The following is a 23,923-nucleotide window of genomic DNA, read 5'->3' on the forward strand; positions in this document are numbered from 1 at the left end:
CGGTACCGAAACCCGATATCTCCACTCGGATGGCGATGCTCAGAGGCGAACGCTTGCGGGCGGTACTTCCCGGGGTCGCACTGGTGATCGCGCTGGTCGTCGCGGCTTGCGGCGGAGACTCGCGGGGCGGAAGTGCGGATGAGGGAGACGCTCCAGCGGGCGGCTACGATACTTACAGCGGGGGGCCACCCGGAGGCGTCCTGGTGGCGCTGGTGGAGGGTGAGCCGGAAGACCTCAACCCGGTGACCTACACCAGCTCGCCAGCGTTCCAGGCGGTGCGGCTGATGTTCCGCGGGATCGCGCGGAGAGACTCGACCCTGAGCGGCTACCAGCCCGACCTCGCCGAGTCCTGGGAGCTGCGTGAGGACTCCACCCTGGTGCTCCACCTGCGTCACGGCGTCCACTGGCACGACGGCGTGCCGGTTACGGCGGACGACGTCGTCTTCACCATCGAGCGCCAGAAGGACCCCGCGACCGCATCTCCCCGCCTGGCGGACGTGGCGGCCGTGGAGAGTGCCACCGCCGTGGACAGCGTTACCGTGGAGGTGAAGCTCAGCCACATGGGTCCCTACGCGGTGAACGCGTTGCTGGAGGTGGTGCCGATTCCGGAGCACCTGCTGGGAGACGTGCCCGCTGCCGAGATGCGCATGCACCCCTTCAGTCGCAACCCCGTCGGCAACGGCTTCTACCGGTTCGGCAGCTGGCAGACGGGCCAGCGGCTCGTGCTCGAAGTCAATCCGGATCGGCCGGAGGGTCGGGCGGCGATCGATCGCATCGTGATGCGCTTCATCCCCGACATGAACGCGTCCATCACCGAGTTGCTCACGGGACAGGCCGACCTTCTTCGCCTGCCTCCCGACCAGCGCGAGCGCATCGAGGCCTCGCCCGACGTCGAGTTGTACACGGCTCCCAGGGTGCGACCGGCGTGGATCGCCTGGAACGTGGAGCGCCCGCCGGTGGACGATGTTCGCGTGCGGCGTGCGATTCTGATGGCGATCAACCGCGAGCAGCTCGCGAGGGGTCTTTTCGGCGAGGTGGGGGAGCCGGCGCCTTCGCCCATTCCCGCCAAGCTGTGGGAGCACTCGCCGGACGTGAAGCCGATTCCCTTCGATCCCGATGGCGCTCGCGCGCTGCTCGAGGAGGCCGGCTGGCGCGACACCAACGGCGATGGGATTCGAGATCGCAACGGACGCCCCCTGCGGGTCGAGGTGGACTATTTCCCGACCGAGCAGTGGCGCCAGGACGTGCTGGTTGCCATCCAGAGCATGGTTCGGCGGGTCGGCGTGGACCTGGTGCCGCGGGCGTTCGAGCGGACCACCTGGGTCGAGCGACTCCGCAACCGGTCCTTTCAGGGATCGCTGTGGGGTTGGGGCTGGGGCCCGGGCGTGGTGGGTACAAACGCCGAGATGGTGTTCCACAGCCGCCGGATTCCGCCGAACGGGACCAATTTTTCCGGGTACAGCAACCCCCGTGTCGATGCACTCCTCGACCAGGTGCAGGTGGCGCGCGACACGACCCGGGCTCGGCAACTCTGGCGCGAGCTGGAGCAGATCCTCATCGACGAGGTGCCCTACGCCCCGCTGTACCTGGATCCGGAGCTATTTGGCGTGCATGCGCGCATCAAAGGCGTGAAATTCCGTGGGATCGAGTGGTGGGAGGACGTTCCCTACTGGTACATCCCCCGCGAACAGCGCCTCCCACGCGACCGGAGCCGGTGACGGATCGCGCCGGATATTGCCGCATTTTGCGGACACAGATGATCCCGCGAGGGGCGCCATCACCTTGCCTCCGCGAAGGATGGCGCTATCTTCACGCCTCCTCGAGACGTCTCGGCCTTTCCGGCACGCTTATTGACGGGTGCCGTATGCGGACTCCCGCCCATCCATTCGTGGCAAGCCCCGTTTTCGTCCCCTGTTCCTTGAATTCTCGGTAAGATGAGTGCAACCGCTCACTCTCGCAGCGGCGCAGATGATCCGCGTGCGTCCGGCGCCGCTGTGCGTGGTGTGATCGAAGTGCTTTCCAGCGGTAACGGTTTCCTGCGATCGCCCTCCGAAGGTTTCCAGGCGACCTCCGACGACGTCTTCGTCAGTCAGGGCATGGTGCGCCGCTTCGGCCTGCGGACGGGTGATCTGATCGAGGGTGAGGCGGGGTCGCCACCCGGTCGCGGAAAGAGTCCGCCCCTCGAAAAGATCCGGGCGATCAACGGCCTTCCGCCCGAGGCGGTGCGGCAACGACCCACCTTCAGCAGCCTCCCAGCAACCTACCCGAAGGATCAGCTCGTGCTGGAATGTCAGTCCACCCGCGGTCCCGCGCGCGGACTCACCAACCGCGTGGTGGATCTGATTGCGCCGCTGGGGAAGGGGCAGCGCGCGCTGATCGTGGCCCCGGCACGGGCCGGGAAGACGATGCTGCTGCAGTCGATCATGGAGGGCATCGCCACCAACTATCCGGAGGCCGTGCTGCTGGTGCTGCTCGTGGACGAGCGGCCGGAAGAGGTGACGGAGATGCAGATGTTCGGGCTGGGCGAGGTGATCGCCTCCTCCTTCGACTGCCCGGCTGAGCGGCATGTGGCGGTGGCGGAGATGACCCTCGAGCACGCCCGTCGCCTGGTGGAGAGCGGACGCGACGTGGTGATCGTGCTCGACTCGCTCACGCGCCTGGCGCGCGCCTACAATGCGACGGAGCGAGGGTCGGGTCGTACGCTGTCGGGCGGGATCGACAGCGGAGCGCTGGAGAAGCCGAAGCGCTTCTTCGGCTCGGCGCGCAACGTCCCGGAGAAGGCCGGGGGAGGGAGCCTCACCATCATCGCTACCGCGCTGACCGAGACGGGGAGCCGCGGCGACGAGGTGATCTTCGAGGAGTTCAAGGGGACCGGGAACGCGGAGATCGTGCTGGACCGCGAGATCGCGGAGCGTCGCGTCTTCCCCGCCATCAACATCGAACGCAGCGCCACGCGGCGCGAGGAGCTCTTGCTGTCTCCGGAAGCGCTGGAGAAGGTCTACCAGCTTCGCCGCGCCCTCCACTCCCTCTCCCCGGTCGACGCCATCCAGGTTCTCCTCAAGCAGCTTTCGGATACCAAGTCGAATGCGGAGCTGATTGCGAAGATGAAATGAGCGAGAGAAGCTAGAAGCTAGAATGGGGGCCTCCGGGACTGCTGCGAGACCCCCCGTTCTCTTCGAAGCTGCAGTGTCGAATTCTAGCTTCTGGCTCCTGGCTCCTAGCTCCTCCTTCGGGCTTCTGGCTCGCCCCCTTGTGATCTTCCGGCTGCCTTCTGACTCCTAGCTCCCCGCCATTCCCCCAACCACCTCCCCGATCTTCCTCAAAAGCGCCGCACTATCGATAGGCTTCGAGAGATACGCCGTGCAGCCGGCTTCCAGGCAGGCCTTCTCGTCGGTCTCCAGGGCCCGCCCGGTGAGAGCGACGATGGGGACGTGGGCGGTGGAGGGCTCGGCGCGGATGCGACGGGCGACGTCGAGGCCGTTGATGTCGGGCAGGCCGAGGTCGAGCAGCATTACCGCGGGGGGATGGTGCGTAGCCTTGTCTACGGCCTCCTGGCCGGAGGCGGCCTCGTGGACCACGTAGCCGCTGTCCTCCAGTAGGATGCGGAAGGCATCGCGAATGGTCTCGTTGTCCTCGACCAGCAGAACGCTGGGAACCGATGCTCGCTGCTCGCTCACGCGGCCCCCGACTGCTCGCCCGCCCTGTCGGCAGGCAGGGTGAAGCAGAAGCGACTCCCCTTGCCGAGCTCGCTCTCCACCCAGATCTCACCCCCGTGCAGGTGGACGAAGCTGCGGGCGATGGCGAGCCCGAGTCCGGTACCGTGGTGTCGGCGAGCTCGCGAGCTGTCCACCTGCGCGAACTCCCGGAAGATCATCTCGTGATGCTGCGGATCGATTCCGATCCCGTCGTCCTCGACGACCACTTCCAGCCATTTCGTATCGCTCGGTCGCCGGCTGACCGAGATGGCAATCCTGCCGCCCTCCGGGGTGAAGTCGATCGCGTTTCCCACCAGGTTCGCAAGTACGTGGCGCACCTTCTCCCGGTCGGCGTGGGCGGGAGGTAGCCCCTTCTCGTAGCTCGTCTCGAAGCGGATCCCCTTCTTCCGCATCAGCGACGCGCTCATTCGGTAGACGTCGCGGATCACGTCCGGGAGGACCACCGGCTCCGCCTCGAGCTGGGTGGCGCGGGCGCTGGTGCGAGCATAGGTGAGGATCTCCTCGATCATGCCGAGGAGCTGCCGGCTGGAGCCGATCACCGACTGAATCGCCTCGCTCTGACGAGGCGTCACCTCGCCCAGAAGCCCGTCGCGCAGCACCTCCCCGTAGGTGACGATGGCGGTGAGCGGCGTGCGCAGCTCGTGCGAGACATTGGCGAGGAACTGGGACTTCGCGACGTCTGAGTTGCGCAGCTCGCGAAGCTGCATCTCCAGCTCCTCGATGCGTCGCTGAGCCTCCTCGAGCGACAATGGTGACTCTTCGGCACTGGCGGTGACCACCGTGACGGAGTCCTGCGGAGGGGAAGAAGGGGCGGGATCGACCACTCGGAAGCCCCCCCGCTCGAGCACGGCGCGCAGGCGATCCAGCTCGCTGGCGTCGTCGTGGAGGAACAGTCGAAGCTCGATCATTCGGAGGACGGAGGTCGTTTCGGAGAAGGCAATCTAGACCTGGCTATCTACGGGGGCAAGCGCGCTCCCCAGCTCCAGCTCGTCTGCGAGGAGCTGCCGGTGAAGCAGCGTAGCATAGGTTCCGCCGGCCTGAAGCAGCTCGGCGTGCGTACCCGTTTCGACCAGTCGACCGTCTTCGAGTACGAGGATCTGATCCGCCGCCATCACCGCTGAAACGCGGTGGCTCACCACCACGCTGGTGCGGTCGCGGAAGATCTCGCGCAGTCCGTCGAGGATCTCCGCCTCGGTGTGGGTGTCTACCGCCGAGAGTGCGTCGTCGAGCACCAGCACACGCGGGTCCCGGGCGATCGCCCGCGCCAGGGTGGCGCGCTGCTTCTGGCCGCCCGACAGGTTCACACCCCGCTCCCCCAGCATCGTGTCGTAGCCCGCCGGGAAGCCGAGGATGGTTTCGTCGAGCTGCGCGATCTCGGCTGCGCGCCGAATGCGGGCCTCGACGACCTCAGGATCGCCCTCGATCCCCATCGCCAGGTTCCGGCGAATCGTATCCGAGAATAAGAAGGCTTCCTGCGGCACCACCCCGATCGAGGCGCGAAGCTGCTCCAGCGAAAGACGCGGGAGCGGAACCCCATCCAGCAGGATCTCCCCCTCCGTGGGATCGTACAACCTCGACAGGAGGTGGATGAGCGTCGACTTGCCGGAGCCGGTCGCGCCCACGATGGCCAGGAGCGAGCCCGCCGGCGCCGTGAAGGAGATATCGTGCAGCACCTCGCGCTCTGTTCCGGGATAGCGGAAGGAGACGTTGCGGAACTCGATCTCCCCCCGCACTTCCGGAAGGATCACGGGGGCCTCGGGGCTGCGGATGCTCGGCTTTTCCGACAGAACCCGATTGATCCTGCCCATGGACGCGGCGCCCCGCTGGAACAGGTTCACCACCCACCCGAGCGCGATCATCGGCCAGGTCAGGGCGCCGAGATACAGGCTGAAGGCGACGAAATCCCCGATCGAGATCTCTCCGGTCATCGCCATGCGGCCGCCGATCAGGAAGGCCAGGACGATGGCGAGGCCGCTGAGCAGGGTCAGCAACGGGTGGAAGAGACCGGAGACACGCGCCAGGCTCATGTTGCGATCCAGGTACTCGTCCGACATCCGCGCGAATCGCTCGGTCTGATCCCGCTCGCGCACGTAGGCCTTCACGATACGCATCCCCGCCAGGTTCTCCTGGGCGAGGGTGGAGAGCCGGGAGAGCTGGTCCTGGATGCGGTCGAACCGCCGGTGGATGACGCGTCCGAACCCGAGCGTCACGGGCGGAAGCGCCAGCATCGGGATCATGCACAACAGCGTCAGACGCGGGCTGATCCAGATCATGAAGGAGAGGGAGATGGCGGTGCCCACGAAGGTGTTGGCCAGGTACATGTAGGCCGGCCCGGCCGCCATCCGCACCGCGGAGAGATCATTCGTCATCCGGCTCATCAGGTCGCCGGTCGGGGTGCGGCCGAAGTAGGCGGCATCCAGATGGACGATGTGCTGGAAGAGATCGTTGCCCAGGTCGTATTCGACGCGGCGACTGGTGCCGTTCAACAGCTCACGCATGCCGTACCGTGCCGCACCACCCAGCAGGGCGGTCAACACGATCAGCGACGCGAAGACCATCACCTCGCCACGGGCGACCAGCGGGGCGCTCAGGGCGTCGATCGCGCGCTTGATCAGATAGGGGGGCGCAAGCGAGAATAGGTTTGCCAGGATGACCAGCACGACGCCGCCCGCAACGGAGGCACCATATCGCCTCAGATACGGTATAAGTGTAAGTAATTCCTTCACTTAATTCATGGCATGCGGGTTGCCCCCAGATCACGGCGGATCCGGTGGGATCATCCGGGCAAGCTAAGCCCGTTCCTTCCCGGATATCAAGTCACAGAACGGATTTGGAGAAGATCCATGAAGAAGCTCAGTCTGGTTGCCACGCTGATGGTGGTCCTTCCGCTGTCCACTTTCGTGGTCGCCTGTGACTCCGGGGAGGACACCGACGCGCGCGCCGCCCTGGAGAAGGAAGCGCTGGAGCGGGAGCTGGACCTGGCGCTTCAGCCCGATACGACCGCCGAGCCGGAGCTGGAGGACGTCGCGATCGAGGAGCCGGAGGCCGAGGCCCCGCCGGCAACGCCGGCGCCTCGCCCGAGCGCCCCGCCGCGGCAGGAGACCCCGCGCCCGGTGACGCCGCGGCCCTCCACGCCCGCGCCGACTCCGGCACCCGAGCCTGCGCGCCCGCGGACTGTTACGCTTTCCGCCCCGGCCGGGAGCACGTTCGCCGTGCGGCTGAACGAGGAGGTGAGTACGCGTACTCACTCCGTGGGTGAGAGCTTCACCGCGACGCTGACCGAGCCGCTGGTCGCCTCCGATGGGACGACACTGATCCCGGCGGGCGCCACCGTGCGCGGTCAGGTGACCGAGTCGCGCAAGTCCGGGCGGGCTGGTGAGGAGGCGTACCTGGCCATCACCTTCACATCGGTGTCGTACGACGGGAACACCTACCCGATTGACGCCAGCACCGTGAACGTGCCGTCCAAGCTCGTCTCGCGGGACAGCAACGTGGAGAAGGTGGCCAAGGTGGGTGGCGGCGCCGCGCTGGGCGCCATCGTGGGCCGGGTGATCGGTGGCGGGACCAAGGGCACCATTGCCGGCGCCGCCGTCGGCGCCGCTGCAGGCACCGCTGTCGCCATGGGCACCGCTGATGTGGACCGCGTGATCCCCGCAGGGTCGCAGATCACGGTGCGGCTGGATAGCTCGGTGCGGGTGGAGAAGACGATCAGCTGAGGGGTGGTCGAATTACGAATTACGAATTACGGATTACGTATGAGTTGCGGGCGGCCCACCGAGGGGTACGCCCGCAATTTTCACCTGTACGCTGTCACCCGGCGCCCCCGGTGCCCATCCCGAGCGACGCAAAGGAGCACAAGCCGCGAAGGTGCGGCCCGCGATCCTTCGCTCGCCCCTGCGGGGCTTCGCTCAGGTTAACCGGATGAGTCGTATGGCGGACTTCGCTCAGGGTGACGTGGCGAGGCAAGGTGGCGGGGCGTCGCAAGTAATTCGTAATTCGTAATTCGTAATTAGAGTCCGGGCGGGCGCCGCCTCCTGCCGATTCGAAATCCAAAATTAAAAATGCCCGATTAGCGCCTCCCGTCCCCCACTCCCATCAACCTCCCATCCGGAAGTACCAGAATCGACTGTGTATCGCCCTGGTAGCCGCGGGACTCGACGCTGTGGCCGCGGGCGCGGAGGTCGGCGATGACGGATTCGTCGACTCCGTTGCGCTCGATGCTGAGGACATCGGGGAGATGCTGATGATGGAACCGGGGGGCGGAGCTCGCCTCGATCAAATCCATTCCCCAGTCCACGATGTTCGACACCATCAGCGTGACGGTCGAGATGATCGTCGGGCCGCCCGGCGAACCGGTCACCAGCCGCAGGGCCCCCGACGGGTCGAGCACGATGGTGGGGGTCATGGCGGAGAGCATCCGTTTCCCGGGTGCCACGGCGTTCGCCTCTCCCTGTACCAATCCGAACTGGTTGGGCTTGCCCGGGCTCGCCGCGAAATCGTCCATCTCGTTGTTCAGCAGGAACCCCGCGCCTTCTACGGTCACCAGGTTACCGTAGAGGGAGTTGATCGTTGTGGTGACGGCGACCGCGTTCCCTTGGCCATCGACGACGGAGTAGTGGGTAGTATGCTCCCCCTCCCTGGGAGCGGGTCCCAGCCCGGGTGCAACTGCTGCCGCGGGCGTCGCGCGCAGGCTGTCGATGGTGGCGCGGCGTTCCGCCGCGTATTCGTCGGAGATCATCCGCTCGACCGGCTGCGCCACGAAGTCGGGATCGGCCAGATAGGTGTTCCGGTCGGCAAACGCCCGCTTTGAGGCTTCGGCGTACAGGTGCAGGTGATCGGCGGAGAGATAGCCGAGGGATTGCAGGTCGTATCCCTCCAGGATATTCAGGATTTCCGCCATCGTCGCTCCGCCCGAGGAGGGGGGCGGCATGGAGATGACGGTGTAGCCGCGATAATCGAAGATGAGAGGCGAGCGCCAGCGGGCCTGGTATGAAGCCAGGTCCTCGCGCGTGATGAGCCCTCCCCCTCTGCGCATCTCCTCTTCGATCAAGCGCGCCGTGGTTCCGGCGTAGAAGCCGTCCCTCCCTTCGGCGGCGATGCGCCGCAGCGTCTCCGCCAGGTCGCGCTGGACAAAGTGATCCCCGACCTGCGGCGGCTGGCCGCCCGGCAGGAAGATCTCGGCGGTGGCGGGATAGCGCGCGAGGCGGTCGGCGTAGGCGTTGAGCGACTCGGCCAAGCGCTCGTGCACGGTGAGCCCCTCCGCCAGCTGGATGGCGGGCTGAAGCAGCTCGGCCCAAGGCAGGGAACCAAGCCGCTGGTGTGCCGCCCACATGCCTGCTACCGAGCCCGGCACACCCGCCGCCAGGTGCCCGACCACCGAGGCATCTGTCAGGTTGCCGTTCTCGTCCAGGAACATGTCGCGCGTGGCCGCCCCCGGCGCCGTCTCACGGAAATCGAGCGCCAGCGTCTCCCCATTCGCCAGGCGCGCGACCAGGAAGCCGCCGCCCCCGATGTTGCCGGCTTCGGGGTTCACCACCGCCAGCGCAAAGTGCGTTGCCACCGCGGCGTCGATCGCGTTGCCGCCGCGGCGGAGAATGGCAAGGCCCACCTCGGTCGCGACGGAGTCGGTGGTGGCGACCATGCCCTCGCTACCCGCTGCGGTTTGCACGCGGGGCAGCGGGAGCGTCCATTCCGGGCCGAGTCCGGCCTCAGGCGCAGTCGCCCCGGCCGGCACCTGTCCCGCCGGCGCTCCGCAGGCCGTGGCGACGAGCAGGAGAAGCGCGCAACCCCCGCGTTCGCCGAGCAGCGGAAAGTCAAGCATCGGGCACCTTTTCGCCGGTTGATAGGTACGATACCTTGAGTGGATCTGAAGCTAGCCGCGACGCTACGGACACGGCAAACCACCGGATGGCCAGCAAGAAGCCGCTCGATCCGCGGCTCACCGAGCAGCGTAATCCCCGCACGGCCGAGATCGACCGCCTCTCCTGCCTCGAGATCGTCGACGTCATCAACGCGGAAGACCGCCGGGTCGCTCCGGCGGTGTATGCCGAGCGACACAAGCTCGCGCAAGCCATCGAGATGGTCGAGGAATGCTTCCGGGCCGGCGGCCGACTCATCTACGTCGGGGCGGGGACGTCCGGACGCTTGGGGGTGCTCGATGCATCCGAGATGCCGCCGACCTTCGGTACTCCCCCCGATATGGTGCAGGGGGTGATCGCTGGCGGAGCCGAGGCGCTCACTCGCGCCATCGAAGGGGCTGAAGATCATCCGGAGGACGGGGTGCGGGAGATGGACGAACGGCAGGTCGGGCCGAACGACATGGTGATCGGCATCGCCACCTCGGGCACCACCCCCTTTGTCCATGGCGCCCTGCAACGGGCGAAGGAGCGCGGCGCGCGAACCGGCTTCATCCTCTGCACCCCTCCCTCGCAGGAGATTCTCGACCGCTATGACGTGGTCATCGCTCCGCTAGTAGGGCCGGAGGTCGTCACCGGCTCCACCCGCATGAAGGCGGGTACCGCGACCAAGCTGGTCCTCAACACGATCAGCACCGGCGCGATGATCCGGCTCGGCAAGACCTGGGGCAACCTGATGGTCGATCTGCGCGCCACCAACATGAAGCTGCAGGACCGGAGCGAGAGGATCCTGATGGAGGTGCTCGACCTCTCACGCGCCGAAGCGGCAGAGCTGCTGGCCTGCGCAGGTGGCAGCGTGAAGACGGCGATCGCCATGTACTGGACCGATTCGTCTGCGGAGGAGGCGCGGGAGAGGCTTCGACAGGCCGATGGCCGTCTCGCCCGCATTGTCGAGGAGGCCCGTGCCAACGGAGATTGAGGAGGCCCGCGAGCTTCCCACGCGGCCGGATTCCGTGGCGGAGTGGGAAGACCTTCTCGTGCGACTCGAGATCGCCCCGCGCGCGGTCCGGGTCACGCTGGAGGAGGTAGAGGATAGGACCTCGGCGGCCCGAGCACTGCGGAGTGCGACCTACCGTGAAGCCGAGGTGGGACGACTTCTCGAGGTTGCGGCCGATCTACCGCGGTCGGTCGGGAGGGAGGCAGGGGTGCTTGCGGAGGATGGCCTCTCCGATCTGTCCATCCGCTTTGCCTCCCTGCGAGCGCGGACCTTCGCGATGGTGCAGCGGCGGGGGCTGGAGGTCTGGGAGTGGCGGGCGCCGCTGCCGAGCGGCTTCCCGGTCACGGTCCATCAGCTGCTGCTCTGGCTGGCAAAACAGGACGCGGCGCTGTTGGCGGAGCTGCGCAGGGTGCGGCGGAGCGGGTGGGGCGGATGCTGATTATCGGCCTGATGTCGGGAACCTCTCTCGATGGAGTGACCGCCGCGCTGGTGCAGCTCCAGGGAGAGGAGGTGGTGGCGCTGGAGTGGCGGATGATGGGGTGGTGCACGGTACCCTACAGCGACGAACGGCGGAAGATGATCCACGACGCGATCGTCGCGGGAAGCGCCGCCACTCTCTGCGGCCTTCATACGTTATTGGGGGAGTGGCTGGCCGAGGCGGCGATACGGGTCTGTGAGGAAACGGGGGTTGCGCTATCGCAGGTGGACCTGATCGGCTCGCACGGGCAGACCATCTGGCACGACCCCCCGCGGGAGGGCCGGCGCGGCTCGACGCTGCAGCTCGGGGATCCGGCCACCATCGCCGAGCGGACAGGGTGTCCGGTGGTCGCCGACTTCCGCTCACGTGACATGGCCGCCGGCGGACACGGGGCCCCGCTGGTCCCCTGGGTGGACCAGGTGCTCTTCGCCCTTCCCGATGCCGCTCGCGCACTGCAGAATCTAGGAGGGATCGGCAATGTGAGCTGGGTCCCTCCTCGAGGTTCTTCGGAGCCGGTCTTCGCCTTCGACACGGGCCCCGCCAACGCCCTCATCGATGCCGCCGTACACCTGGCCACGGACGGGCGATTGGCCTACGATCAGGATGGTCAGCTTGCGGCGAAGGGCGTGGTGGACGAGAGGTTGCTCGGCGAGCTCCTGCGGCACCCCTTCTTCGCGCTCGAGCCGCCGCGCTCCACCGGTCGAGAGACCTTCGGTCTGCCCTTCGTGCAACGGCTCGTGGAGGCGACGGCTCCCGAAGGTGACCAGGACTGGCTGGATCTCCTTGCCACCCTGACGGAGCTTACGGCTCGCTCCATCGCCGACGCTTACCGGCGGTGGGTGCTGCCCCGGGGCATTCGAGAGGTGGTGGTGACGGGGGGAGGAGCCCACAACCGGACTTTGATGGGACGCTTGCGGGAGCTGCTCGCTCCTGTGCCGGTGCTCGGTGGAGAGGCGCTGGGAGTGGATCCCGAAGCCAAGGAGGCGCTGGCGTTCGCGGTGCTCGCCTGGGCACACGTGCATGGCGTGCCGGCAAATGCGCCTGCCGCGACGGGAGCTGAGGGACCGCGTGTCCTCGGGAGCTTCACGCCCGGGGCAGCCGACCGACCCAGGAGGTGAATGTTGGCCACAGCGAATTCCGGGGCTCGCGCCGTGCTCCTTCGGCGGTGGTGGCTCGTCGCCGCGGCCGTCGCGACGCTGCCGGCGTGCGCCGGCGGCCACCGACCTCCACAGCAGCCCGCGCCGGTACAGTTCTTCAGCGAAGTGCGGGACATGCTGGCGATCGGGGAGCCCTCGCCGGAGTACTATCGAGCCCGAGCCCGGCTCGACGAGATGGGTCCCGAGGTGGACGCGGTGCTGGTGGCGATCGCCCGGGACACGGAGAATCGACCGGTGGCGCGCTCCAACGCCCTCATGATGCTGGCCGAGCGTCGTTCCCCGGCCGCCATTCCGGTGCTGCGAGAGACGCTGCTCGGCGACGAGTCCCCCGCCCAGCGTGCGGCAGCCGTGCTGGCGCTGCAGCGTATGGCACCGGATACGCCCGAGGCCGTCAACCTCATCCGTACGGCCGTGGGAGATCGCTCGCGGACCGTGCGCCTGAACGCACTGCAGGCGCTCGACGTTGGGGACGTGCAGCTGATTCGCGCGGTACTCGAGCGGGAGCGCGATCTGGACGTGCGGCGGGTTGCGCTGCAACTGGTCACACTGGCGGAGGCCCGGGGTGCTCCGCTCGCACGCGACCGGCGCGGGGCGCTGAGAACTGCGGCCGCCGAGGGGGATCCGCAGATCGTCTACCGGCCGGTTCGGACCGACTCGATCGCGGACGTCTCGGTGGGAGATCTTCGCATCGAGCTTCCCAACGGGCCCGACATTCCCCTCGCGCCCCTGGCCGAGGTGGTCGCCGGGGTGGTCCCCGCCTTCTTCTCGGCGGATCGCGCGCGGGTGGTCTATGAGATCGAGCGCGCGATCCGGGTCGTGGACCTCCGTACCCGCGACCACATCGATTTCGGTGACGGCATCGCGCCGCGACCGGTACCGTTCTCCCCCGACTTCGTCTACCTGCGCCAGCTCCGCCACGAGCAACGTGAAGACGGCTCTACGGAGCTGACCTACGAGGTGGTGCGCGCCTCGTTCGAAGGCGGCCCGACGGAGTCGATCGGCGAGCTACAGGCACTTGCTCGCCCCGACCAGCACGCCAACTACTCGCCCGTACGCTGGATGGTCGTCAGCGAAACTCCCGAGGGATTCGTCCTGCGCGGCGACGGGGTATCCACCTTCAAGCTCCCCACCACCGTCCTCAACCCCGCGGACCGCGCCAGCCGCGACCGGAGGTGAACGAATCGGAGCGGGAGGTCGCCCAACTCGTCCTTCCGGCCGTCCGCTGGCACCCCGACCGCGGCTTCCACGACACCTGGCCGGCGATAGAGCGCGCGCTGGCGGCGGGGGTGCGGGGATTCATCCTCTTCGGCGGCGAGGCCGGTTCGGTCCGTGACCTTACCGACGAGATGCGGCGCCGTGCGAACGGGCCTCTTCTTTTCGCCAGCGATCTCGAGAGAGGGGCAGGGCAGCAGTTCAGGGGCGCCACCCCACTGCCGCCGTCTGCCGCAATCGGATGGTTGAACGATCTCGAGGTGACCCGCCGCGCGGCGGAGATTACAGCCCGGGAAGCCCGCGCGCTGGGAACCGGGTGGGTGCTGGCACCGGTGGCCGACCTCGACCTGGAGCCGCGGAACCCGATCGTGGCGACCAGGGCGTGGCATCGGGAGCCGGTGCCGGCGGCGAGGCAGGTGGAGTCGTGGGTACGAGGCTGCGCCGAGGGTGGTGCGCTGTCCTGCCTGAAACATTTCCCCGGTGCTGGACGGGCGACCACGGATTCGCATACCGAGCTTCCGGTGGTCACGGCCAATCGGGAAGAGCTCGAGCGGGGTCTCCTGCCGTTTCGCGCCGGCATCGCCGCGGGTGCGGACACCGTGATGGTGGGCCATCTCGCCTACCCGACCATCGATCCATCCGGCATACCTGCATCACGCTCCGCTACTATCGTCGACCGCCTGCTGCGCCGGACGCTGCACTTCGACGGCATCGTGGCAACCGATGCCATAAACATGGCGGGCTTCGCGAAGACGGGGGGCGGGCAGTCGGCGGTGGTGGAGGCGGTGCTGGCGGGGTGCGACGCACTGCTATACCCGGAAGACACCGAGAGCACGATTGCGACGCTCGCGGAGGCAGTTCGCCAAGGGGCGCTGAATCGCGAGCGGGTGCGCGAGGCGGTGCGGCGGCTGGGGCGTGCGGCGGCCCGCGTGGGAGCGCCCCTCGGGGCCGCACCGGGCCGGCCGGAAGACTTGCGGTGGGCCTTCGAGGTTGCGGTTCGAACGATCCATGTGCTCCGGGGTGAGGCACGCCTGGGTGAGGCGCGCGTGCACCTGGTGGAGCTCGACGACGACCAGGGCGGACCGCACCCCGCTCCTCCCCGCACCGCGCTGAAGCAGGCGCTGCACGACGGCGGCGTGGAGCTGGCCGAGGGCGCGCCGATGCTGCTTGCACTCTACGCGGACGTGCGAGCCTGGAAAGGGAGGGCAGGCCTCTCCGCTGCCGCCATCGCCCGAGCGAGCGAGCTTCTGGCTACCTCCCCGGAGGCCGTGGTGGTGCTTTTCGGCCATCCGCGGCAGGCGGAGGAGCTTCCCGCGGCGCGCAACGTAGTGGTCGCTTGGGGAGGCGAGCCGCTGATGCAGCGTGCCGCCGCGGCGTGGCTCCTCGCGGGGCGGGCCGCCGGCTGAGCAGGGCCTGCCCCTGGTTCTGAACTTGCGTTCCCGCCCGGCCGGAAAACGCCGCCCTGGAGCGGAGTTCTGCCTGGCGTGGGGATCCTTCGTACCCACCTCCAGCCGATCTCGCAGATGAATTCCGAACGCCGACAGCCTGCCCTCTTTCGTGTGTTCACGCAGCGGAAGATGGCCGCGATCCTGCTGCTCGGCTTCTCCTCCGGACTTCCGCTCTATCTCTCCAGCCGCACTCTGCAGGCGTGGATGACCCTGGAAGAGGTCGATCTGACCACAATCGGCCTCTTCAGTCTGGTGGCGCTCCCCTACTCGCTGAAGTTCCTCTGGGCTCCGGTCATGGACAGGTACATCCCGCCGCTGCTGGGGCGTCGCCGTGGCTGGCTGGTGATCACCCAGATTGCCCTGCTGGTTTCCATCGCGGCGATGTCGCTGCACGACCCTTCGCGTGGGCTGCAGCTCCTCGCTTTCAACGCGCTGCTCATCGCCTTCTTCAGCGCGAGTCAGGACATCGTGGTCAACGCCTACCAGGTGGACGTGCTGGAGGAGCGCGAGATGGGGGCGGGGGCGGCGACGCAGGTGCTCGGTTATCGCATAGCGATGATCATCACCGGCTCGGTTGCCTTCGTGCTCGCCGATCGAATGCCCTGGCCTGTCGTCTACCTGTTGATGGCGGTCCTGATGTGCGTCGGCATCTTCGCCGCCATCTGGGCGCCCGAGCCGGTGCTGGAAGAAGCACCTCCGCAGTCGTTGCGGGAGGCGGTGGTGGAGCCGTTCATCGAGTTCTTTCGGCGGACGACCTTCTGGTGGGGGCTCGTCATTCTGCTCTTCATCATCCTCTACCAGCTGCCCGACCGGCTCGGGCAGAACATGGTCACCCCCTTCCTGCTGCAGATCGGCTTCTCGCAGACGGAGATCGGGACGATCCAGGGCGGCATCGGTCTGTTCTGCACCATCCTGGGCGTTCTCGCCGGCGGTGCGGTCATTGCTTCGGTGGGCATTAATCGTTCGGTATGGATCTTCTTCTTCCTGCAGATTCTCAGCAATCTCGCCTACTACTGGCTCTCACAGATCGGCCCCAACGGCGGCGCGCTCTTCGTCGCCATCGTGATCGAGTACTTCAGTGGCGGCCTGGTCACCGCGGTATTCGTGGCGCTGCTGATGAGCCTGTCGAGCAGGCGCTATTCAGCGACGCAGTTCGCGCTTCTCTCCAGCCTGATGTCGGCGGCGCGCGACGTCCTGGTCGCCCCGGCAGGCGGAATCGCGGAGGCGCTGGGCTGGCCGGGTTTCTTCCTGTTCACGCTGGCGGCGGGAATCCCCGCCCTGGTGCTGCTGCCGTTCGTTGCCCCCTGGGCGCAGGAGAATCCGCGAGGGGCCGCGGAGCACACGGGGCGGGTGCTCGAGCAGGGTCGGATCCGCGCGCCCGCGGTGGAGGAGGGGGCATGAGGAACCGCTCCGGCGGCGGCGGGTGGACGAGGGCGTTCGCCCTCGCGGCGACCATCGCGCTGGCCGCCTGCGCGGCACCTCGAACGGCTCCAGCCCCGCGTCCGGGAGGCGCTGCTCCGACCGGCGTGCGCCTCCCGCCGATCCCGCCCCGCACGGGTGCGCTGGCGATCGACGTCGTCTATCCCGCCGAAGGGCAGGCGATCGGGCCCGTCGACAGCACCTTCGTTTTCGGCAACCTGGGAACGGGACAGGCCTCCCTGAGCATCAACGGCGTGCCGGTGGAGGTTGCGCCCAATGGGGCCTTCCTTGCCTACCTGCCCGTTCCGCCCGACGGCGTCTATCGGGTCGCGGCAACCGCGGCCGGCGGGCAGACCGTCACACTGGAGAGGCGAGTCCAGACGGCATCCCTTTCGGCTCCCGCACCCGGAGCGGGATCGCCGACCGGCTACGAGATCCTCGGTCCTGATAGCACCGCGGTTCCGGCCGGATGGTTGGGCGAGGTGCACACTGCCCGTTCTGACGGCACGGCCGTCGGGACTGCGGTTCCCGGATCCGGGACGCCCTACAACTGGTTCTTCCCGCAGGGAACGCAGCTTGTGATCACGGGATCCCGTGCCGGGCAGTTGCGGGTTCGCCTGACCGACGACCTCTCCGTCTGGGTCGACAGCGCCGACGTGAGTCCGGTCGCTTACGGGACGGGCCTCGTACGACCGTCCGAGAATCGGCTGCGGCCCCTCCACACCTTCACGGGCGGCACGGTCGGCAACGTTGTGGCTACGCCATATCGCGATTACGTCGACGTGAGACTCGCCACCAGCGCCCGGCTCCCCTTCCGCGTTGCGAGTCGCGAACGCGGCCTGACCGTGGACGTATACGGTGCGGAAACGCGGACGAACAACCTGCTCTACGGCGCGACGGATCCCCTCATCCACCGCATGGAATGGGAGCAGGTCACGGACGATCTATATCGCCTCCACATCGAGCTGAACGACCCGTTGTGGGGCTTTCAGGCCTTCTACGACGATGCCGGTGCGCTGATCGTTCGCGTTCGCCGCCCCCCCGTGATCGATCCCGCGAATCCCCTGCGCGGCCTCTACATTGGCGTCGACCCGGGGCACCCCCCAGGCGGTGCGATCGGTCCGACCCGGCTCACCGAGGCCGAGGTCACGCTCGAAGTGGCTCGACGGTTGGCCGCCAAGCTGCAAGAGCGGGGAGCGCGCGTGCTGCTGACGCGGGTCGACAGCTCGGCGGTTCCCCTGGGGGATCGGCCGCTTCGCGCCACGCGCGAAGGCGTCCACCTGCTCGTTTCGATTCACATGGACGCCTTCGGCGACGGGGTGAACCCCTTCGAGAACCACGGGACCCACGTCTTCTACAATCAGGCCCAGTCCCTGGATCTCGCGCGGGCGGTGCAGCGAGAGCTGCTGGCGGAGCTGGGCCTGCGGGACCTGGGGGTGTCGCGCCGCGATCTGGCCCTCGTTCGCCCCACGTGGATGCCGTCGATCCTGAGCGAGAGCGCGTTCATGATGATCCCTCAGAACGAGGCGGCCTTGCGTGATCCCGCGGTTCTGGAGCGCATCGCGGACGCGCATCTCCGCGGCATCGAGGCGTTCCTGCGCGCCCGTGCAGCCTCGGACTGAGACCTCTCCCACGCGGCGAGGACGGCGAGGACTGGGTCGACTGCCTCGCTGCGTGCTCGCGCTGGGGCTTTTATTGGCGGCGACGGTCCGCCTGGCTGCGCAGGTCCCGCCGGACGCGCGTTGGCGGACGCTCGAAACCCCGCATTTCCGCGTCAACTTCGTGGCCGGGCTCGACTCGCTGGCGCACCGCACCGCCGCGCGTGCCGAGTGGGCGTACGACGTCCTCTCCCGCGATCTCACCGATCCGCCGGACGGACGCATCGACATCGTTCTCACCGACGCGGTGGACCTGGCCAACGGATCGGCCACTCCGTTCCCCACCAACCGCATCGTCCTCTACGCGCACCCACCCGTCGACGTGACGGAGCTCGCGTTCACGACCGACTGGCTGGAGCTGCTGGTCCTGCACGAGCTGGTGCACATCTTCCATCTCGACCAGGCGGAGGGTTTGTGGGAGGGTCTTCGCTCCGCACTGGGGAGGAACGCGCTCCTCTTCCCGCACGCTTTCACCCCATCGTGGCTCATCGAGGGACTGGCGACCTACTACGAATCCGCCCTTACCCCCGCCGGGCGAGTGCGCGGCACCCTCTTCGAGATGGCGCTCCGCACCGCCGCGGTGGAGGACGAGCTCTTCTCCATCGACCGAGTATCCGGGCAGCCGCGCACCTGGCCTGCCGGGAGCACGCGCTACATCTACGGGGCCCACTTCCTCGACCACCTCGCGCGCATGGCCGGCGGCTCCACGGCGATGAGAGATTTCATCGACCGGTACGGCGGGCAGCCGGTTCCATATCTGCTCGATCGGGCAGCGGACGGCGCGTTTGGCGGGAATTTCCGGGCCGCCTGGCGCGCGTGGCAGGATTCGCTGCGAAAGCGGTTCCGCGCCCAGGCCGATTCGGTGGCCGCCGAAGGGCTGACCGAGCCAGAGATCCTGACCCCCGCCGGGCGTGACGCCTACTTCCCCCGCTTCTCCCCGGACGGAAGTCGCATCGCCTACTCCGCCGCGCCGGGGAACGATCGTCCGGCGCTTCGGCTGATCCTTTCCGATGGCACCGAGCGGGACGTGGCACCCCTCGCGACGCTCGGGCCCGCGTCGTGGGCGTCGGACGGAGACCTACTCTACGGGGACGTGGAGTTCCGCGATCCCTACCGGCTCTATTCCGACCTATGGACTGTAAGCCCCGCCGAGTTCGGGCGACGTCGGGTCACGCGCGGGCAGCGCCTCGCCTCGCCCGACTTGCATCCCGATGGCCGAACCGTCATCGCCGTGCGCAGCGGAGGGGGGACCACATCGCTGGTCGTGGCGGATACGGTGGGAGGGGCTTTTCATCCGCTGAACGCACCTTCTCTGGACGTGCAGTGGGGACAGCCGCGCTGGTCGCCGGATGGCGAGTGGATCGCCGCGGTTCGCTGGAAACGTGGCGGCCTGCACGACATCGTGCTGCTGGACCGATCCGGGACTGTCGTGCGCGAGGTGACCCGGGACCAGGCGGTGGACGCCTCGCCGGCCTGGTCACCGGATGGGCGCTATCTGCTCTTCTGGTCCGACCGGTCGGGCATTCCGAACTTGTACGCGTATGAGCTGCAAGCGGATCGGCTGTTCCAGGTGACCAATGTGCTCAGCGGGGCGTTCGATCCGGACGCATCCGCAGACGGCCGCTGGATCGCCTTCTCCTATTACCGCGCCGACGGATACCACATCGCGCGTATCCCCTTCGAGCCGGACCGCTGGCGGCCGGCACCTCCGCCGCGAGGGGCGGCGCTTCCGCTCGAAGAGCCTCGATCGCATCCGCCCGTGTCCGGCGAGACGCGGCCGTACTCCCCCTGGCCCACGGTTGCTCCCGCTGCCTGGAACCTGGCGCTGGCCGGTGGAACCGACCTGGGCGGAGGGATTGGCGCCGCGGTCTCCGGGGTGGACGTGATCGAGCGTCACAGTTGGGCGGCCGCCGCCCTCCTGTACGAGGGTGCCCGCATGGACGCGGCGGGAGCCTACCGCTATCAGGGATGGGGAAACCCAGCCATCGAGCTCGCAGCGAGCCAGGAGTGGAGCGTCGTCTGCGCCAGCGGTAGCCTGACGTGCGGCGGAGAGGAGCCACTCGAATCGGCGCTCCTCCGGCGTGAACGGGAGGCCCGTCTGTCTCTACTATGGGTCCGGCAGAGGGTGCGCTCGACGGCCTGGCTTCGTCCGGCACTGGAGATCGAGCGGCGGGCGCTGTTGTGGAAGGATCCCAGCTCTGCGCCGGAGGTCGTGCTACGACAGACGCCGACCGACCTTGCAGCGGTGCTCGAGGCGGGAAGGAGCTCCGTGCGGAGCTTCGCTCTCTCCGTGGGACCCCAGGAGGGTTACTCGGTCGCGGCCGCCGTGGAGGGGCACCGTTACACCCGCCCCCTGCAGCCTGAGTATGAGCCCGCGGGCTATCTGCGCCTGGTCGGTCGAAGCCGTGGCTACCGGGCAGTGCGGATGGGAGCATCCACGCACGTGCTGGCTTTGCGGGCCGACCTGGGTTTCGAGGTTGGCTCACGCAGCCCCGGTTTCGATGTCGGCGGAGCGAGCGGCGGAAGCCTGCCAGGGGCCATCGACCTGGAGATCTTCGGCGACGGCGCCAGCTTTCCGGTGCGCGGCTACCAGGAAGGCGTCCAGTTCGGCAACCGGGCGGTGACCACCTCGGCCGAGTACCGGTTTCCGCTCCTGAGGGTGGAGCGCGGAATCGGGCTGCTGCCGGTCTATCTCGACCGCTTCACCGGCGACGTTTTCGTCGACGCGGGAACGGCCTGGTGCTCCGCCAGCTGCCCCACCCGCCTTGCCGCCGCCCCCGACGAGCCGCGAGTGCTCGCCTCGGTGGGCGGCGAGGTGGTCACCGAGCTCCGCTTCGGCTTCCACACCCCGGTGCCCCTGCGGCTGGGCCTGGCCGTGCCTCTGCGGGAGGATCTCGCGCCGGAGGTGTACTTGCGGGTGGGGAGGGCGTTCTAGCGAATTACGAATTACGAATTACGACAAAACCACAGAGCGATCTGAGGCGGTCCGTCAAGGGCGCAGAGGGTCCCACGGAGGACCCAGGGGATTCTCGAATGTTCTGAAACCCTTTCCATAAGAGCTGATGAGGGGAAATGATTTCCCCCGCGACCTCTGCGCAATCCTCCGTGACCTCTGCAGTTGGTTGTAATTCTTAATTCTTAATTCGTAATTCGTAATTCTTCGCCGCCGGCACAATTCCTGAGTCTTCCTGCCTGACCTTTTATGCGGGAGGACATTATGGCAGGGAACCAGCACGCCGGTACGGTCGCCACTGAGAACCCGGGCGCCGGCGGGCCCGGGCAGCGTCACGAGGTGGGCGATGCCGCCACCTCCCGCCGCGACCCGCCGCACGTGACCGAGAGCGACGAGTCATCGCCCGTGCGGCAGGACGGGCAGGCGGATGCCGCGCCGGTCCTGCCCGCAAACGCCGGCGGGAGCGACAACATCTCCTCCGAGGAGCACGATCTGGAGATCGAAGAGGAGAGCGCCTACGACCGCCGCCCGACCCAGGACAAGGATCGCCCGCCCAGCGAGCGCTGACGACCAGGCCGCAGAGCCGTAGGGCGCAGCTCTGCGCCCTCGGTGTGATCCTCCGCGGTCCTCTGCGGTAGACCCCGCCGCGCAAACTTTTCCGACTTCTCCCCCCGTCAGGCCCGCACACACGCCCAATTTCGCGAATCTTCTTTCGGCCCCGTCTCCGCTCCCTCAACTGCCCGCGCGGGATGGCGAAGCATCCCGCTCGCAAGGGTGTACGGAAAGATCAGAAAAAACTCCAAAAAGGAGCAAGGTCGGTACGGTCTTTGCACCCGCGCACGGGCCGCTTGACCGCTAAATCTAGTGTGATTAGCTTGGAGGCCCACAATATGTTGTGGCATCCTCCAACTGGCGCCGGTGACTGAGGATACGCGAATTTCGCGGCCGGTCCGCCCTCCACACTTGAACCAGGAGCGCGCATGAACCCCGCCCCCTCCGCCCCCGTGACGGTCGAACTCGCGATGCCGACCGATCTCCCCCCGGTCGAGCTGTCGCAGAACGCACGGACGGTGCTCGCGAAGCGGTATCTCCGTAAGGACGAAACGGGGACGCCGATCGAGGAGCCCGAGGAGATGTTCTGGCGGGTCGCCTCGGTGATCGCGCAACAGGACGCGCGCTATGGTGCGAGCCCGGAAGAGGTGGAGGCGCTGGCCCGGGAGTTCTACGCGCTGATGACGCATCGGCTGTTCGAGCCGAATTCCCCCACCCTGATGAACGCCGGGCGGCCGCTGGGCCAGCTCTCCGCCTGCTTCGTGCTCCCGGTGGAGGATGCCCTTTCCAACGGAAAGTCGGGGATCTACGACACCCTGCGCTCGATGGCGCTGGTGCACCAGTCAGGGGGCGGGACCGGCTTCTCGTTCAGCCGCTTGCGCCCCAAGGGCGACATTGTGAAGAGCACCACCGGCGTGGCCTCAGGGCCGGTGAGCTTCATGAAGCTCTATGACGCCTCCACCGAGGTGGTGAAGCAGGGCGGCACCCGCCGCGGCGCCAACATGGGCATCCTGCGCGTCGATCATCCGGACATCCTGGACTTCATCGATTGCAAGCAGGACCTCACCCAGGTCACGAACTTCAACATCTCCGTTGCCATCACCGACGCCTTCATGGACGCGGTGGAGAAGGGTACGGAGTACGACCTGTACAGCCCGCGCAGCGGGGAGCCGGTGGGTCGGCTGGACGCACGCATGGTGTTCGACCGCATCGTGCACAACGCCTGGGCGACGGGCGAGCCGGGGGTCTTCTTCATCGATCGCGCGAACTATTACAACCCGGTCCCGCACCTCGGCAGCTACGAGGCGACCAACCCCTGCGGCGAGCAGCCGCTGCTGCCGTACGACGTCTGCAACCTCGGATCGGTGAACGTGGGGGCATTCGTTCGCCGGGACATCCCCGCGGACGCGCCCTGGTACGAGAAGATCGACTGGAAGGAATATCGCCGGGTGGTCCGGCTGGCCACGCACTTCCTCGACAACGTCATCGACGCCAACCAGTTCCCCCTGCCGGAGATTACCGATCTGGCGCAGCGGATCCGCCGGATCGGCCTGGGCGTGATGGGCTTTGCCGATCTACTGGTGCGCCTCGGGGTGCAGTACAACTCCGAGGAGGGGGTCGAAGTGGGGCGGCGCATCATGGAGTTCCTCGACGAGGAAGCCAAGAAGGAGAGCGAGCGTCTCGCCGACGAGCGGGGTCCCTTCCCGGAGTGGCAGCGCTCCATCTGGGGCCCTGACGAGACCTGTGCGCGGGCTCCGAATGGCGAGCGGATCCGCCCCATGCGGCGGCTGCGCAACTGCAACGTCGACACGGTGGCGCCTACCGGGACCATCTCCATCATCGCCGGGTGCAGCTCGGGCATCGAGCCTCTCTTCGCGGTGGCTTTCATGCGCAACCAGGCGGGCGTCCTCATGCCGGACGTCAACGAGGATTTCGTGCGAGTGGCGCGGGAGCGCGGCTTCTACTCCGAGGAGCTGATGAAGCGGATCGCGGAGGAGGGGCACATCCACTTCCCGGAGGTGCCGGAAGAAGTGCAGCGCACCTTCGTGACCGCGCACGACATCTCCCCCGAGTGGCACGTGCGGATGCAGTCCGCCTTCCAGGAGTTCGTCGACTCGGCTATCTCCAAGACGACGAACTTCCCGCACAGCGCCACCGAGGAGGATGTGCGCGAGATCTACGAGCTGGCGTTCAAGCTGGGCGCCAAGGGCGTGACGGTCTACCGCGACGGGAGCCGTGACAACCAGGTGCTCTCCACCGGCGCGACGAAGACTCCCGCGCAGGCGGCAGCGCAGAACGAGAAGGTGGCCGAGCAGGAGAAAAGAATCGCCGCCCTCGAAGCCGAGCTGAGGAAAGCGCAGGAGAAGGGTACCCCCGCGGAGTCCACTCCGCAGTCCGTGCGCCGGCAGAAGCGCCGTCGTCCGGCGGTGCTGCGCGGGACGACGCGAAAGATGGCCTCGCCGATCGGCGACGTGTACG

17 protein-coding genes are annotated in these 23,923 nt (G+C 67.6%); 13 read left to right on the forward strand and 4 right to left on the reverse strand.

Annotated elements, in window-relative coordinates:
- Positions 1 to 29: 29 nt before the first annotated feature.
- Together VF167_09395 and rho are read left to right on the forward strand one after the other, a co-directional pair.
- The gene (locus VF167_09395) at positions 30 to 1,718 is read left to right on the forward strand and encodes an ABC transporter substrate-binding protein (GenBank protein HEX6925635.1); all 1,689 of its coding nucleotides are present in this window, start codon (positions 30 to 32) and stop codon (positions 1,716 to 1,718) included.
- A gap of 285 nt (positions 1,719 to 2,003) precedes the next feature.
- Positions 2,004 to 3,113 carry a transcription termination factor Rho gene (rho, locus tag VF167_09400; protein ID HEX6925636.1) on the forward strand — a complete coding sequence of 370 codons (1,110 nt, stop codon included), beginning with the start codon at positions 2,004 to 2,006 and terminating at the stop codon, positions 3,111 to 3,113.
- A 165-nt stretch (positions 3,114 to 3,278) separates the two neighbouring features.
- Here the strand turns inward: rho and VF167_09405 are convergent, their stop codons facing one another.
- From VF167_09405 to VF167_09415, 3 genes are read right to left on the reverse strand one after another with little or no spacing between them, the layout of a single operon-like run.
- A complete protein-coding gene (locus VF167_09405) occupies positions 3,279 to 3,677 on the reverse strand; it encodes a response regulator (protein ID HEX6925637.1) in 399 nt (132 codons plus the stop codon).
- Positions 3,674 to 4,624 (reverse strand): HAMP domain-containing sensor histidine kinase, encoded by a 951-nt coding sequence (locus tag VF167_09410; protein ID HEX6925638.1) that lies wholly within the window; start codon positions 4,622 to 4,624, stop codon positions 3,674 to 3,676. The genes VF167_09405 and VF167_09410 overlap by 4 nt, the downstream gene beginning before the upstream one ends.
- A 33-nt stretch (positions 4,625 to 4,657) precedes the next feature.
- On the reverse strand, positions 4,658 to 6,442 hold the full coding sequence (locus VF167_09415) for an ABC transporter ATP-binding protein (protein HEX6925639.1): 1,785 nt from the start codon (positions 6,440 to 6,442) through the stop codon (positions 4,658 to 4,660).
- A gap of 117 nt (positions 6,443 to 6,559) precedes the next feature.
- Between VF167_09415 and VF167_09420 the strand changes: the two genes are divergently transcribed.
- A complete protein-coding gene (locus tag VF167_09420; protein HEX6925640.1) occupies positions 6,560 to 7,432 on the forward strand; it encodes a hypothetical protein in 873 nt (290 codons plus the stop codon).
- Between the two features lie 353 nt (positions 7,433 to 7,785).
- Here VF167_09420 and ggt read toward each other — a convergent pair whose 3' ends face one another.
- Positions 7,786 to 9,537 carry a gamma-glutamyltransferase gene (gene ggt / locus VF167_09425; GenBank protein HEX6925641.1) on the reverse strand — a complete coding sequence of 584 codons (1,752 nt, stop codon included), beginning with the start codon at positions 9,535 to 9,537 and terminating at the stop codon, positions 7,786 to 7,788.
- Between the two features lie 86 nt (positions 9,538 to 9,623).
- On the opposite strand from ggt, the gene murQ reads away from it, so the two are divergent.
- The 10 genes from murQ to VF167_09475 form a co-directional block, all read left to right on the forward strand.
- Entirely contained in the window at positions 9,624 to 10,550 is a 927-nt protein-coding gene (murQ, locus tag VF167_09430) for an N-acetylmuramic acid 6-phosphate etherase (protein HEX6925642.1), read from the forward strand.
- The gene (locus VF167_09435; GenBank protein HEX6925643.1) at positions 10,534 to 11,007 is read left to right on the forward strand and encodes a hypothetical protein; all 474 of its coding nucleotides are present in this window, start codon (positions 10,534 to 10,536) and stop codon (positions 11,005 to 11,007) included. Before murQ ends, VF167_09435 begins: the two co-directional genes overlap by 17 nt.
- On the forward strand, positions 11,001 to 12,164 hold the full coding sequence (locus VF167_09440; protein HEX6925644.1) for an anhydro-N-acetylmuramic acid kinase: 1,164 nt from the start codon (positions 11,001 to 11,003) through the stop codon (positions 12,162 to 12,164). The genes VF167_09435 and VF167_09440 overlap by 7 nt, the downstream gene beginning before the upstream one ends.
- The gene (locus VF167_09445; GenBank protein ID HEX6925645.1) at positions 12,165 to 13,379 is read left to right on the forward strand and encodes a HEAT repeat domain-containing protein; all 1,215 of its coding nucleotides are present in this window, start codon (positions 12,165 to 12,167) and stop codon (positions 13,377 to 13,379) included. It abuts the gene before it with no gap.
- Complete coding sequence (locus tag VF167_09450; GenBank protein ID HEX6925646.1) at positions 13,376 to 14,821, forward strand: glycoside hydrolase family 3 N-terminal domain-containing protein; 1,446 nt, start codon at positions 13,376 to 13,378, stop codon at positions 14,819 to 14,821. The genes VF167_09445 and VF167_09450 overlap by 4 nt, the downstream gene beginning before the upstream one ends.
- Before the next feature lie 117 nt (positions 14,822 to 14,938).
- Positions 14,939 to 16,264: an AmpG family muropeptide MFS transporter gene (locus tag VF167_09455; GenBank protein HEX6925647.1), complete on the forward strand. Its 1,326-nt coding sequence runs from the start codon at positions 14,939 to 14,941 to the stop codon at positions 16,262 to 16,264.
- Entirely contained in the window at positions 16,261 to 17,904 is a 1,644-nt protein-coding gene (locus VF167_09460) for an N-acetylmuramoyl-L-alanine amidase (GenBank protein HEX6925648.1), read from the forward strand. Before VF167_09455 ends, VF167_09460 begins: the two co-directional genes overlap by 4 nt.
- Positions 17,888 to 20,875: a hypothetical protein gene (locus VF167_09465; GenBank protein HEX6925649.1), complete on the forward strand. Its 2,988-nt coding sequence runs from the start codon at positions 17,888 to 17,890 to the stop codon at positions 20,873 to 20,875. Before VF167_09460 ends, VF167_09465 begins: the two co-directional genes overlap by 17 nt.
- A 282-nt stretch (positions 20,876 to 21,157) precedes the next feature.
- Positions 21,158 to 21,460 (forward strand): hypothetical protein, encoded by a 303-nt coding sequence (locus VF167_09470; protein HEX6925650.1) that lies wholly within the window; start codon positions 21,158 to 21,160, stop codon positions 21,458 to 21,460.
- Positions 21,461 to 21,873: 413 nt separating this feature from the next.
- Positions 21,874 to 23,923, forward strand: a 2,050-nt coding sequence (locus VF167_09475) for a vitamin B12-dependent ribonucleotide reductase (GenBank protein HEX6925651.1), incomplete at its 3' end; no start/stop codon positions are given.

This window comes from Longimicrobiaceae bacterium (assembly GCA_036375715.1).
GTDB lineage: Bacteria > Gemmatimonadota > Gemmatimonadetes > Longimicrobiales > Longimicrobiaceae > DASVBS01.